General features: G+C 42.4%; 12 protein-coding genes. 4 read left to right on the top strand and 8 right to left on the bottom strand.

The features are described 5' to 3' along the window. Positions 1-9: 9 nt before the first annotated feature. A complete protein-coding gene (locus V7K32_RS13020) occupies positions 10-663 on the bottom strand; it encodes a glycoside hydrolase family 24 protein (RefSeq protein WP_334993780.1) in 654 nt (217 codons plus the stop codon). A gap of 530 nt (positions 664-1,193) precedes the next feature. On the opposite strand from V7K32_RS13020, the gene V7K32_RS13015 reads away from it, so the two are divergent. Then, complete coding sequence (locus V7K32_RS13015; protein ID WP_334993778.1) at positions 1,194-1,658, top strand: DUF29 domain-containing protein; 465 nt, start codon at positions 1,194-1,196, stop codon at positions 1,656-1,658. A gap of 319 nt (positions 1,659-1,977) precedes the next feature. Here V7K32_RS13015 and V7K32_RS13010 read toward each other — a convergent pair whose 3' ends face one another. Further along, on the bottom strand, positions 1,978-2,634 hold the full coding sequence (locus tag V7K32_RS13010; RefSeq protein WP_334993776.1) for an NAD(P)H-binding protein: 657 nt from the start codon (positions 2,632-2,634) through the stop codon (positions 1,978-1,980). Between the two features lie 178 nt (positions 2,635-2,812). Here V7K32_RS13010 and V7K32_RS13005 point away from each other — a divergent pair, with 178 nt between their 5' ends. Continuing rightward, entirely contained in the window at positions 2,813-3,487 is a 675-nt protein-coding gene (locus V7K32_RS13005; RefSeq protein ID WP_334993774.1) for a DUF1997 domain-containing protein, read from the top strand. Positions 3,488-3,545: 58 nt separating this feature from the next. Here the strand turns inward: V7K32_RS13005 and V7K32_RS13000 are convergent, their stop codons facing one another. Then, positions 3,546-4,016 (bottom strand): DUF4079 domain-containing protein, encoded by a 471-nt coding sequence (locus tag V7K32_RS13000; protein ID WP_334993772.1) that lies wholly within the window; start codon positions 4,014-4,016, stop codon positions 3,546-3,548. A gap of 267 nt (positions 4,017-4,283) precedes the next feature. Here V7K32_RS13000 and V7K32_RS12995 point away from each other — a divergent pair, with 267 nt between their 5' ends. Then, positions 4,284-5,564, top strand: coding sequence for an ankyrin repeat domain-containing protein (locus tag V7K32_RS12995; RefSeq protein ID WP_334993770.1), 1,281 nt, complete (start codon positions 4,284-4,286; stop codon positions 5,562-5,564). Positions 5,565-6,035: 471 nt separating this feature from the next. Here the strand turns inward: V7K32_RS12995 and V7K32_RS12990 are convergent, their stop codons facing one another. Both V7K32_RS12990 and ftsY read right to left on the bottom strand, forming a co-directional pair. Continuing rightward, positions 6,036-7,427, bottom strand: coding sequence for a PP2C family protein-serine/threonine phosphatase (locus V7K32_RS12990; RefSeq protein WP_334993768.1), 1,392 nt, complete (start codon positions 7,425-7,427; stop codon positions 6,036-6,038). 861 nt (positions 7,428-8,288) lie between these two features. Further along, positions 8,289-9,941, bottom strand: a complete 1,653-nt coding sequence (ftsY, locus tag V7K32_RS12985) for a signal recognition particle-docking protein FtsY (protein ID WP_334993766.1) — start codon at positions 9,939-9,941, stop codon at positions 8,289-8,291. An 18-nt stretch (positions 9,942-9,959) separates the two neighbouring features. Between ftsY and V7K32_RS12980 the strand changes: the two genes are divergently transcribed. Then, the gene (locus V7K32_RS12980; RefSeq protein ID WP_334993764.1) at positions 9,960-10,124 is read left to right on the top strand and encodes a hypothetical protein; all 165 of its coding nucleotides are present in this window, start codon (positions 9,960-9,962) and stop codon (positions 10,122-10,124) included. Positions 10,125-10,217: 93 nt separating this feature from the next. Here V7K32_RS12980 and nusB read toward each other — a convergent pair whose 3' ends face one another. The 3 genes from nusB to V7K32_RS12965 all read right to left on the bottom strand — a co-directional run bounded on the left by nusB (position 10,218) and on the right by V7K32_RS12965 (position 13,043). Further along, positions 10,218-10,859: a transcription antitermination factor NusB gene (gene nusB, locus V7K32_RS12975; protein ID WP_324985420.1), complete on the bottom strand. Its 642-nt coding sequence runs from the start codon at positions 10,857-10,859 to the stop codon at positions 10,218-10,220. 206 nt (positions 10,860-11,065) lie between these two features. Further along, positions 11,066-11,830: a DUF502 domain-containing protein gene (locus V7K32_RS12970; protein WP_334993757.1), complete on the bottom strand. Its 765-nt coding sequence runs from the start codon at positions 11,828-11,830 to the stop codon at positions 11,066-11,068. Between the two features lie 304 nt (positions 11,831-12,134). Then, positions 12,135-13,043: a glycosyltransferase family 2 protein gene (locus V7K32_RS12965; RefSeq protein ID WP_334993755.1), complete on the bottom strand. Its 909-nt coding sequence runs from the start codon at positions 13,041-13,043 to the stop codon at positions 12,135-12,137. Positions 13,044-13,089 lie beyond the last annotated feature (46 nt).

Raw genomic sequence — 13,089 nt, 5'->3', positions numbered from 1 at the left:
AGGATAACCTCACTGTGGCAACTTCTTTACTGCCTTACTAGAAGGAGTTGGCGATGGTGTTACCCTGGCTGTTGGATGATTAGCTGCGGTCAATTCCTCTTGCAGCATTTTCTGATAAAGTTTAGGTAAAGAGCTACTAACAGAATTATTTTCTATACCATATCCTAGACTTGTCCAGGTGGGAGAGAGCCGCCGCAAAACATCATTTAACTTTCCCTGACGCAACAGTTGAGAAATATCAGTTCCCCAAACTTTAGAATCATTTAACCAACGGTAAACTACTATATCTTGATATTCTGCTTCAAAACTATAGGCAGTCCAAAACATCATCTGCATCGGTTTTGGATGATAACGGGAAGCTAAACGATACCAAGTAACGTTAATAATTTGATACCTACCAGCAGCAGTGGAACAATTACCTGTGTTGGGGCCTGTGACAATTGTGACGCATATCTCAGGATGTCGGCTCAGGTCGTTGACTTGCTGTCCACCATACAACAGCGAATAGGGACGATTACCACTAGCTTCACTCGCCGAGATGGTTCGCATTAAAGCGCGGATATAGGGGTCGCCCTTTTTCATGACTAGAGGCGGTTGTTGAACTGCAAAGATGGGATCAGAAGGCGATCGCAAGTCTCCAATATACCATTGCAACAAATACACAAAGCCAAGAAGCGCGGCTATTGGCCCAATAAGTTTTTCAACACCTTTGAATTCAAAGCCTTTCAGAATCCAACTCCTTAAAATTTGCTCTTTTTGCTAACAAAAATCATCGACGAACTTATTCCAGTAAAGTTCACACCTGATTGTTAGTTATTATTCCCGATTTGCTCCAGATTTTTAAAATTAGGAAAAATGACCATAAATAAGTATAAAAAGCGAGATACTTATAACAATACCAACTAAGTCAGGACTTACGCACAGATAACGTAAAATCGAACCGCAGAGGACGCAGAGCGCACGGAGAAATAAGAGTTTCAGAGAGTTATTGCGTAAATCTTATAAGTATAAACTCAATTGCTTCTTATAGCATCCTACCTCCGGTAATAAATCGCTTCCTCGCTCAAATCGTGCTGTTTTCTAGTCGCACTTCTAAAACTGGTGCATTGCTAAATCCCTGCATTTTGAGTGTGGGATAGTGCGATCGCTGACCTATGTTATAATTAAATAATTAATTTTCTGAGTAATTAGCTATGACAACAGGAATATTAAAATCTGTTGAACCTACCCTTTACGAGGAAGATTATTATTTATGGGTAGAAACAACACTTAAACAATTAGAAAATAAAGATATTGGTAATCTGGATTGGCAACATCTAGCAGAAGAAATTGAAGCTTTGGGAATTGAACAAAGACGAAAAGTAGAAAGTTACTTAAAACAATTATTAATTCATCTTTTACTTTATCGTTATTGGGAAACGGAAAAAGAAGATTGTCAGCGAGGCTGGCAAATAGAAATAACTAATTTCCGTGATGAGCTAGAATTTTCTTTTCGTTCCAAAACACTTTATAATTATTCTCTTAACTGCTTAGATGCAGTTTATATTAAAGCCAGAAGACAAGCAATTCAAAAAACAGCTTTACAGCCTGAAGTTTTTCCAGAAAAATGCCCTTTTACTCCTGAAGATATTTTCAATAATGAGTACTTTCCAGAATAAAAGTGATTTTGTATCGCTTTTTATGAAGATAAAAGTAATAGACATCTCCAAAAAATAATCTCAAACCCTTATCCTGTCTAGGTGAAAACCTAATTTTTGGAGATGTTTAATAACAGAGCGATCGTCTATCATAAATCAGTGTAGGGGTTTAGCATTGCTAAACCCTTTTGCCTGTGGGATGGGATTAAGCCTTGCAGTTGAATCAAGGGGCGGTCAATTTAAATGAAGCAAAGCTATTTGACAAAGCGCGTAGGCATAGGCATCGCTTTTCCATGAAGATTTGAGCCGATAATTTTGAGGAGTAGAATCCTGTGGAATATCAGCATTGTTGAAATAATTCCCCAAAAGTTTTGGAAGTAGCTTCCGGTTTGGCAACAATTTCGACAATTTTATTGCGTGCATCTGCTTCAAATAACGCCTCAACAGCAACTTGGGCGACTTTTTGCCTGGGTATACTACCGTCAAACAGTGTATCAGCACTCTGCATCACGATCGCGTCGAGGTTATCTTCATTCTTCAACCCACCAGGTCGCACAATCGTATACGTAAGACCACTTTTTTGGATATACTCTTCAGCTTGCTTTTTCCACACTAAAATCAACCAAAACAAGTTCAGTGGATGGAATAACTGCGAAGTACACAAAGAAGAAACTAAGACAAAATGCTCAATTCCCTTTGCTTTAGCAGCTTCTACTAAATTTTTAGTCCCTTCAAAATCCACTTTATAGGGGCCAGTGGGATCAAAACTAGGTTTTGCACCAGTAGCAACCAACAGAACTGTGCTATCTCCCAACGCAGCAGTTAAACTTTCTGGTTGTAATACGTCGCCTACAACTAATTCCGCTTCAAGAGAGAGAATACCCCTAGCTTTCTCTATATCCCGCACCAAAGCGCGGACGGGAATATTCCGCGCTATCAATTCTTGCACAATCCGGCGACCTGTTTCACCCGTTGCCCCTGCTACAAATGCTTTCATGAGAAATGCTATCCTGGGAAACTATTGTGTGCTTGTTCAGTTCTTTATTTTAGTAATTCTATGGAGTTGATGGTAGATTAATGAGGTTTCGGTAAAAATGGAATATTAGTGTGAAATGACCCAGGAACATGGGGAATTATTAATATAGACGAACGCTAAAATATACATTAATCCATTTATGCTTTCAACAAACAGCGAATATAAATCCTGGGAAATAACAGAAGCAGTTTTACCTGTAGCCTCCAGCCAAGAAGCAGCCGAGGACAAATTAACAGAAGGAAATGTAGCACCGGTCACAAAATTTTCCGGACGTTATCAAGATTTTATGGAAATGCTTGCCCCAGCAGAGAAGGTTGCCCAGTATCTTAATAATCACGCCTCATGGTTTTCGCGTTGCGCTGAACCCATGAAGGTGCAATCACTTGGGGAAAATGGCTACGCTTTAGTAATTGGTCGTTTTGGTGCTTTTGGTTATGATGTAGAACCTAAAATTGGTTTGGAATTGTTGCCTCCAGACGAGGGTATTTACCGCATCCGTACAATCCCCATTCCTGATTACCAACCGCCTGGTTATGACGTAGACTATTGGGCATCTCTACAGTTAATAGAAACCGATGCTTCCAGTAGTATTGGTGAAATTACCAGAGTTGAATGGGAATTGGATTTAATAGTTGATTTGCACTTTCCCAGGTTTATTCAGCGATTACCCAAGTCTATAATTCAATCTACAGGCGATCGCTTACTTAACCAAATTGTCCGCCAAGTCTCTCGCCGTTTAACTCGCAAAGTTCAGGAAGATTTTCATAAATCTTTAGAAATACCCTTTCCTGCTAATTCTAAGCAAAAGCGGTAAGTCAACAGTTCTTTGTCATTTGTCAAAAATTCATAACAAATGACAAAGCACTACTTAACTATGCTTTAGTGAGAATTCTTTGGACAATTTGCACCCCGGTGACAGCCTGCCAAGCAAAAAGCCCCAAAAGGGTAAAATTCACCAGAATGTGAGTTGCCCGCGCCCAATTTGCCCCTTTTTGCATATAAGGCGACAAAGCAGCAGAGAATGCAATCATAGCCGTCATACCCAATCCTGCCAGCAGGTGAGGCCCGACAAATAACTTTTGATTATTGATGTAAGTCACACCCATCCCGCCAATTGCACCTACAACCATCAAAGCTAGGAGTATAGACCCGATTTGGTAGTGTCTGACGTTATATTTACCTTTAATCAGTTCTTTCTTTTCTTCCCCCTGAGCATTTCTGGTACGCTGTAGTTTTAGCCCCAAGTAGGCAGCATAAATTGAAAGTACTAATAGCGCCCACATGAGCACCGGATGAAAGAAATTTAGCCAATATTTCACCGACGCAGAAAGTTCCAGACTCATCGTGTTCTCGCCCAATTATTAAATATTCATAAAAATTAGCATAATTCTATTTTCTGTGCTTAAAGTTGCACAAACTAAAAGAGGCTAAGAAAGAGAAGAATTTTTATCAAGCCAATAGCCAGAATGTTTGCCAAGACTGCTTTTATTGAATTTGAATTTAGAATAAGTGAATTTTGAATTGCATAACCCTCTTGCCAAAGTGGATAAACAATCTCAGACTAAATTTTGAGGGTAGACGAACAAAACCCCCTGTGTGGGATCTCATCCATGACTGAAAACAACGATACTTTGCTGCTACAAGCAGCTAAAAATGGGGATATTAAGCATCTGAGTGCGTTACTGGCTGCTGGTGCGAGGGTAAACGCGGGCGATCGCCTTGGCACGACGGCGTTAATGTTTGCTGCCAATTTAGGCTACACCGAAATTGTGCGATCGCTGCTAAATGCTGGGGCAAATATCAACTTGAAAAGAAAACTCTATGGTTTGACGGCTTTGATGTTGGCGGCTAGTGCCAAACAGCTTGACATTTTGCAGCTTTTACTATCTAAAGGTGCTGATGTCAATGCCACTAATGAAGATGGCAGCACAGCTTTAATGGCAGCTGTAGTTAAAGGTCATGTCGATGTAGTGCGAGTTTTATTGGCTGCTGGTGCAAAGGTGGATATCGCAGATAAAGATGATGATACTGCCTTGAAACTCGCCGTTAAACAGGGACAAATAGAAGTTTTACAAGCAATTCTCCAAACTGGTGTCGATGTCAATATCCGAGATGACGAGGGTGAGACACTCTTAACATTAGCGGCAGATTTGGGACATCTAGAAGTTGTGGAAACACTGCTAGCGGCGGGGGCTGATGTGAATCTGAAAAACGCTGATGGTGCAACTGCCCTATCGGCAGCAGCAGCTGGACACAGTGCGATCGCAGCAGCTTTACTAAATCGAGATGCCCAAATTAATCTTCAAGACCAAGATGGTGAAACAGCCTTACACCTTGCCGTTGTGGAAGGCTACATTGATGTTGTGCAAGTGTTACTTAACAGGGGTGCAGATGTCCAAATTAGGAACCACCTGGGTGATACGCCACTGCTTGTAGCAGCATTGCAGGGACACAGCCATATCGTCGAAGCATTGTTGCGTTCCGGGGCAGATATTACTGAGAAAAACCTCGGTGAAGTACCTTTGACGCTGGCTGCATCACAGGGACACACCCAAACAGTGAAAGTGCTGTTAGATTATGGTGCTGATGCCAACACTCCGGGCGATGATGGCAAAACTGCTTTAATCAAGGCAACCGAACGCAAGCACACAGAGATAATACATTTGTTGCTGGCAAAGGGGGCAGATGTGAATTTTCAAGACTCAGCGAAGGCAACAGCATTGATGTGGGCTGCCTCAGCAGGTTACGGCGAAATTGTGCAGTTATTACTGCAAGCTGGGGCAGATGTGAATTTGAAAAACCGGGGTGGTTATACTGCTTTAATGATTGCAGAATTTAATGGTTATAAAAATGTGGTGCAGAGTCTGCAAAAAGCTGGGACGCAAGAATAGGCATTTAAAAAATCAAGTCCGGGGGCAAGAAACGAAGAAAGCAAAACTCCGTCGTAGCTGTTGTAAACTTGCTACGGCGGAGAAAGGAAAAATTAAAACGCTAAGAAGTAGCAGGCGAAATGCTTGCGTCACAAGGATAGAAAGAAAGCAAAAATGAAGAAATAAATTTACCTTTTACTTTTTACCTTGTACATTTTACCTAGTTTCCCCCTTGGCGTTTCCTACTGTGCTAGATGTGCAAAATATATAGTTTTTAGTTGAAGATAAAAGTATTCTAAGGATCATTTTTGATGTATTATCTTAAAGGCTAAATACAAACAATTCACCAAAAAAGGTTGATGTGCGACCATTTAGGCGATCGCTACGGCAAGTTAAATAAAAAATAAAAAATTAAATTTAGTATAATAACTCTGGTGAATCCCCAACCACATCGGTTTAATCATGACTTGAGCAAGCAAAAATCGCTAATGACTATAAAATTTGCAGAACAACTAGTGTCATATCATCAGTATTTTGCTTATCAGCACCAATGAATTGCTCAACTTGGTCAAATAAGTAATCCACAATCTCCTCTGGGCTATTGCAGTACTTGCAAGCCGTATTGAAGCCAGCGACAAAGTTATCTTCATCGAAGCGATCGCCACTAGCAGCAGCAGCATCGGTCAAACCATCTGTATAGTAAATAATTGTATCCCCAGGCTCTAACTGTGCCTGGGCATCTTCATATTGGCTGTTAGCATCCAAACCGATTAGCATCCCTAGAGTATCTAAACGGCTGACAGTTTTTGTGGCTGCGTGCCACCACAAGGGAGGATTGTGTGCCGCATTGCTATAAGACAAAATTCGGCTATGGGGATTATATTCTGAGTAAAATAGCGTTATAAAGCGGTGGGAATTTTCCAAATCCGCATACATAACTCTATTTAAGTTTTGCAGAATTCCAGATGGAGAATTACCATGTAGCACTTCTCCCCGTAACATTCCCCGCATCATCGTCATAATCAGCCCAGCCGGAACACCTTTACCCATGACATCTCCAATAACCAAACCCCAGCGACTCGTTTCCGTGCTGTCTTTGGTCTTGGACTGAATCTTATTGTGATTGGTAGCAATAAAGTCATAGTAATCTCCGCCGACACGGTTGGCAGGTTTACAACGTGCCGCCAAGACTGCACCAGGGATTGTCGGGCATTGACGTGGCAAAAGTCGCCGTTGAATTTCTGCGCCAATTTCTAGTTCTTGGTCTAGACGTTCTTTTTTTCTTAGTTCTACAGCTAGTTCATCGTTTTCGATGGCAACGGCTGTTTGGTCTGCTACTAACCTAACTAACTTTTGCCTAGTTTCTGTCCAACTATATTCTGGATCGCGGCTCAAAACATAGAGCCATCCCCGTTCTGTATGCTTCACCAGAATCGCCGTACCAAAGATTTGCACATCTGGCCCCAAATGGCGATGCATTTGGTCATCCAAAATCCCCGTCGCATTAGCTAGAGGGGCAGCATTGGGTAGAAGCGTGATTTGACTGCTGGCTATTTCTAGTGCTTTGCGGATATTTTTTCGCTGGCCACTATCTTGCCAATGTAACTGCTCTAATCTTACTTGACCGTTAGGTTTGTAGAGAAACAAGGCGCTGCCGTCTGCATCTGTCACTCTTGTTGCCATCAGGGGGATCAGTTCCAAAAACTGATTCAAATTATTGAAACTTCTTAGGGCAAATCCTAAAGAACTGAGCAAATCTTGAATTTTGTTCTGTTCCCGGTGCAACCTTGCCACGAGTTCTTTGAGTGCTACGACTGGTGTGACATCTGTCGCGGCACTACTATTGTTGTCAATGGGTTGAGAGGGCAGTTGAGACACAGGCACAGGTACTATTGCACTTTATATTGGCAGATTTTAGATTACTTATAAATCTTTTGGCTAAGGCATTGCTAAACCATATTTAGACAAGACTTGTCACTTTAGCAAGAGTATAAAGACGTAACAGGTAACTTTTATCAGTATTTTATTTGCTTATTGTATTTATGATGGAATATTTGTAATTTCAAATCATGGATTTTTAGCCAAAAACCAATCTGTAAAAATTACTATTTTCAGTCAGAGTTAAGAAAGCTTTTGATTTTTTCATAACTTAATTACCAAAGCATATCTCTACAGTCATAAAAATACTTTATTAAAAGAATAATTCATAACCCTTTCAGAGTAACTGTTTGGGCAGAGGCAACTAGGAGACTGGAAGTTTTTTGAGTGAAAACCTTGATTTACTAGAGAAAATATTTGTAGATACTTTCGCAAGTAGGAACTGAGAATACACCTGGGAGTGTTGAATCAGCTTACTTACACCAATTCGTTTTTTGAGTCCATAGTGGACGATTTTCCGAAATTGCGATCGTCGGAAGCTTAATTGTGAGGTGCCAGCACCCCAAAGCACTGCTAACCGCTCAGACTGCTGTCAATCTTGCATTTGCGGGGGTGAGCGTCTCGCTTGCCCTTTAAATTACTGCAAGATGGAAGCTTCCGGGGTTTTGTGTGTTGCAACTAAATCCCCATTCAGAGCGTGAAAAAAGGCATTAGCTTGAGATTTTAGCAAAACTTATCCATTTATTGTGACAAACTTATGATTTAGAGGATTTGATCTGTTTCTAATGAGTTCAAGTGATAATACCAGATCGGTGATCCCTAAATTTATCAGTTGTCAAGAAAAATATTTAACTCCAAATTTTTAAATTAGCCACTCAAGAGAGCTTCGACAAACTCATAGCTAGAAAAGGGGCGCAGGTCTTCAATTCCTTCACCAGCACCAATAAACCGAATGGGTAAACCTAGCTGTTGCACAACGGCCAGGGCAACGCCGCCTTTGGCTGTACCATCGAGCTTAGTTAAAACAACGCCGCTTAATTGGGCAGCCTGGGAGAAAACTTCGGCTTGCCGTAGTCCATTTTGCCCTAAAGTGGCATCTAGAACTAAAAGAGATTCTACTTTGGCATTTGGGGCTTTTTTGTCGATAATTCGCCGGATTTTGCTAAGTTCGTCCATTAAATTTTTCTTGTTTTGCAGTCGCCCAGCTGTATCTACCAGAAGTAATTCGGTTTGACGCGCTTGGGCGGCTGCGATCGCATCAAATACAACTGCTGCCGGATCTGTATTCTTTCCCGGATTGGAAATTACTTCCACACCGCTTCTACTACCCCAAACCTTCACCTGTTCCACGGCGGCGGCGCGGAAGGTGTCTGCTGCGCCAATCAAGCATTTATAACCAGATTTTTGTCCCAGATGGGCAATTTTGCCGATGGTGGTGGTTTTACCGGCACCATTCACCCCAGTGATTAACCAAATATTCAAGGTTTCTTTTTCTAGGGTAAAGGTAGTTTTGTGGGATGCTTTACTTGGCGCATCCAGCATATCCCGAAGGATTTTTTTCAGGTAAGCGATCGCTTCTTCTGGTGCAGTAACTTCTTCTCGAAGTTTGGTCTGTAGGGCATTGATAATAAAGTCTGTCGCCTCTACACCCACATCAGCTTGCAGGAGCAATGCCTCAATTTCTGTCACAGCAGCTTGGTTTAGCGGCCCTTGACCAACGATCGCCTTCAGTTGGTTAAGAATGCTACGACGAGTTTTATCTAACCCTTGGCGGAGCTTTTTCAGCCAGGTAATTTCCTCAATAGAAACGTCTTCTGCACTTCTACCTTGAGCAGCTAAAACTTTCGCCGACCAGACAAACCCATCATCAAATACCAGTCCAGGAATTTCCTCTCCTGTCTCTGAAGTTGCAGCTACTGGCTGTAATACCTCCGGTGGAACTTCAATAGCGGTGGCCATTAGTTGTTCTAGCTTGGCTTGCCGTTCTGCCGCCGCCCGTTCTAAAAACGATAGTGCTGGCTGTGTTGCCTCTGGCGTAGCTACTGGTTCGGTAGGCGTTGGTTCAGCTTCATTTGCCGTGAGTTCTGGGCTTTTGACATCTTGATCGGCAATTGCTGCTACTGAGGAATCTTTTGTACTTTCTTCTTCAGTAACAGCTTCAATAACTTCTGGCTGTGATGTTTCTACGGTTGTACTAACAGGTTCCTCAATTGCTTCTGGTTCGGTAATTTCCGCAATTGCCGTTTCTGTGGGTTCAGGTTGTGCTGATGCTATTGAGGCATCTGCTGAATCACCTGGGGTTTCTACTACCTCGGCTTGTTGTTTTTGCTGAATATTTTTGTAAGCAGCTTTAGCAAACGCTAACAAGTCTGTCGTTGTGTCTGAAGCAGTTTCAGCAGTTGGTGTTAACGTTTCCGCTGCCTCTGGGTGAGGTTCTTGTGCAGGAATTTCTTCCTGTTTATTATCAGAGGGAGTGTCAGAGGAATCGTTATATTTACGACGGAACCAATTAAAAACCATTGCAGCAGTATTGGTTATATGAGTTTAATAGTTATAAGTTATGAGTTTAATTTAACTTGGGGCATTGGGCATCCCAACTCTTGGAGACGCTACGCGAACGGCTTACCTCGGCTCCGGCTCCATGTCCGCTTTTTCGAGATGCTCGGCACGAGTCGCTCAGGGCAAGTGGGCATTGGGCAATAATCAATAGTTCTTCTTCCCCTGCTCCCCCTGCTTCCCCTGCTCCCCCTGCTCCTCCTGCTTTCTCATCCCCCTCACTTTGGCAAGTAAAAAAGGCTATGCTGTCTTTTTCTGCTCAGTGACTCGGCGCAAAACACCGTTAATAAACCGATGACCATCGTCTCCACTGTAGCGTTTGGCTAGCTCCACAGCTTCGTTGATGGCAATACTGTCTGGAACTCCTAAGAACTTCATTTCAGCCACAGCGATTTGCAAGATATCGCGGTCAATTTGGGCAAGGCGAGTTACTTGCCAATCTACTAAGGCAGTAGAAAGGAGTTCATCTATAATTTGTCGATTTTCGTTGACGGTAATTACAAGCTCTTTAGCGTAATTACGGACTCCCTTATCCTGATTAGCTAACTGAATCAATACGGGGAAATCAACTGCCGTACCTAACTGATTGATTGCTGTCTGGGTACAGGCGATCGCTTCTTGAAGCATTGTCCTGGCAGTATTGAGGTCGGAAGCCCTAGTTTGGCTACTTAAAAGGCGATCGTTGCTGCGTTGCAGTTCACCTGCGGCATTATCGAGGGTATCTTGCACTTCTGAAGTCAGTGTGCGTACTGCTCCTAGCACCAACTTGGATACTAGTTGATCGTCTTCCAACTTATCTAATTTCTTTGGGTTGACTGGCAATTGGCTAAGGCTTAAAAGCGCCAATTCACGAGCAATTTGCTGGGGTTTACGAGGTTGCATAAAACTGAGGGGTGATAGGGCCAGAACTGATTAACTAGACGCGACAAACTTGCAATTATATCAACTTTGGTACAGTCAAACAACATTACGCTAAGAAGGTACTAGATACTAAAGAAGAAATTCTTTTAAGATTTGCTTAGGGTATGAATCCACATACTCATCTTCCCCAGTACCCAGTTCCTAGTCCCCAATAAAGAGTCACCAATTTAATTTTCTTCAACGGGAATAACCTGCTGCTTGATTTCGTTGTGTTTCACTTCCAATGTTGTGGATTTGGGGAAAACCAAGGGCGTATTGGGGGCGACAATGCCACCTGATACAACTATTTTAAAGGCGTCTTCAATCGACATGGAGAGGTTCACCACCTCATCTTCAGGAACTACTGCGTACCATCCGGTAGTCGGATTGGGCGTAGTGGGTATAAAAACACTTAGCACGGGGCGAGGCATCTGGACTTGGATATCACTGCTGATTGCACCAGTAACAAAGGCGATCGCCCAAATTCCTCGGCGGGGATACTCTACCAAAATTACCCGGCGAAACTTGCCATTAGAATCTTTTAGGATTGTTTCTAAAAGCTGTTTGAGGGTTTTGTATACCTGTCCCGCTAAGGGAATTGCTTGTAATAATCGTTCACCAAAATCTAACAACCACCTGCCAGCAATATTGCGAGCCATCAAGCCCATCAATAAAATACTTAGTAGTGGTACAGCTAACCCTACTAATAAATTCAGTAAATTTACTAAAATTGGGTTTAACCCATCAAAGGGATTCAGTTGTTTGGGAATTTGGGTGAGGAAGTTGATTACCCAAGTAGCAATGGTAATCGTTAGCCAGATAGTAGTTGCTAGGGGAATTACTACCAACAAACCAGCGATCAGGTCGTTTTTTAAGTCCTGTTTTAGGCGATCGATTACCAAGCCCCGATTCTCCTGTTTTAAGCTAGAGGAACTTTTGTTATTGGTATTCATACCAGCAGATTGTCAAACTCCGAAGACTTTAACTTTAGGCAGTTTCTACCGCAAGTAACTGTCCAAAACGCTAGCAGCTTGGCTGCTGACGCCAAAACACGTTACTTGTTGCTGGAAATCAGCTATTTTCCTACAAGCATACACATAGACATTAACCAATCTGATGCCGACTGGTTATTTTTAAGGGATATTATTTTTCTTTTTGACTCTCCCACGGCTTCAAAGCGTGAGATTCTTGGTTCATCCTAGCCGACTTATCTCAACTTGTTTCCAAGTTTAGACATAGCGATCGCTGCTTCAAATTTTACACCACATCAGCCTGTGTCGTTTCCGAATCCGCGCGCTGTAAGTGTTGTGTACTATCCTGTGCCTGAATTGCTGTTGCATCTAAATTAGGTTTTGGTAGATACTTCATTTCCCAGACTTTGAGCAAAATCAGATATTCGTAGAATGCCTGCAATGTACACCAAGCAAATCCGGCGCGTCCATCTAAACAACCGCCTAAGATAAAATACATATATACAAACCTTAGCAACGGTCTCGCGGGTAAACGCAAAGACAAATCTTTCAAGGCGCGGCGTTTTTCGACTTCCGATTTGCCAAAGAATAAATCTTGCCAGTTGACCTTTCCCTGTTCTAATTGATATAGCGTTTCTTGAGCTTCGTCTGTAGAATAACGGTTATGCTTGTCAATCCAGCGACTCAAACCTTTGCTAGAAGTGTAGTGTGGGTATGTCTCTTTTAGAAAGCTAGTTGAACCCTCACAAACTTCCCGTTCAGTATGACCGTAGTCTGTAAACCAGACCTTACCGTGGCAAAAGAGGCGCATTTGGTAACGGGGATACTGTGTGCTATAACGAATCCAACGATTCATGAACATGACACGTTCAGCCACGTAGTAACCGATGTAGTCAGGACTCTGACTTGCCTTTTCGCATTCCGCGAACAGTTCTGGTGTCATGCGCTCGTCAGCTTCAAGGATGTAAACCCATTCGTGGTTCGGGGGGATAGACTCTAACATCCAGGTGCGTTGGCGTCCGTGGCTTTCAAAAGGGTGTTGAATGACACGGATGGGATAGCGACTGGCGATTTCCACAGTGCGATCGCTACTGCATGAATCCACAACAATGATATCATCCGATAGCATCGCCGATTCGATACAAGCAGCAATATCTAACTCTTCGTTATATGTCAGGATGTAAATTGAGAACATTACCCAAGTTTTATAGCGATTTTATTAAGTGATAATTGCCTTTTTA

The sequence above is a fragment of the Nostoc sp. genome (genome assembly GCF_036917635.1).
GTDB lineage: Bacteria > Cyanobacteriota > Cyanobacteriia > Cyanobacteriales > Nostocaceae > Nostoc.
Note: the sequence above shows the minus strand (reverse complement) of the source record. Positions and strands in the feature narration are given on the sequence as shown.

Bases quoted from the DNA above. Each gene is read 5' to 3' on its own strand.
- V7K32_RS13000 (WP_334993772.1), bottom strand. From the start codon at position 4,016: ATGAGTCTGGAACTTTCTGCGTCGGTGAAATATTGGCTAAATTTCTTT.
- V7K32_RS13005 (WP_334993774.1), top strand. From the start codon at position 2,813: ATGCTTTCAACAAACAGCGAATATAAATCCTGGGAAATAACAGAAGCA.
- V7K32_RS13010 (WP_334993776.1), bottom strand. From the start codon at position 2,634: ATGAAAGCATTTGTAGCAGGGGCAACGGGTGAAACAGGTCGCCGGATT.
- V7K32_RS13015 (WP_334993778.1), top strand. From the start codon at position 1,194: ATGACAACAGGAATATTAAAATCTGTTGAACCTACCCTTTACGAGGAA.
- ftsY (WP_334993766.1), bottom strand. From the start codon at position 9,941: ATGGTTTTTAATTGGTTCCGTCGTAAATATAACGATTCCTCTGACACT.
- V7K32_RS12980 (WP_334993764.1), top strand. From the start codon at position 9,960: ATGAGTTTAATAGTTATAAGTTATGAGTTTAATTTAACTTGGGGCATT.
- V7K32_RS12965 (WP_334993755.1), bottom strand. From the start codon at position 13,043: ATGTTCTCAATTTACATCCTGACATATAACGAAGAGTTAGATATTGCT.
- nusB (WP_324985420.1), bottom strand. From the start codon at position 10,859: ATGCAACCTCGTAAACCCCAGCAAATTGCTCGTGAATTGGCGCTTTTA.
- V7K32_RS12970 (WP_334993757.1), bottom strand. From the start codon at position 11,830: ATGAATACCAATAACAAAAGTTCCTCTAGCTTAAAACAGGAGAATCGG.
- V7K32_RS12995 (WP_334993770.1), top strand. From the start codon at position 4,284: ATGACTGAAAACAACGATACTTTGCTGCTACAAGCAGCTAAAAATGGG.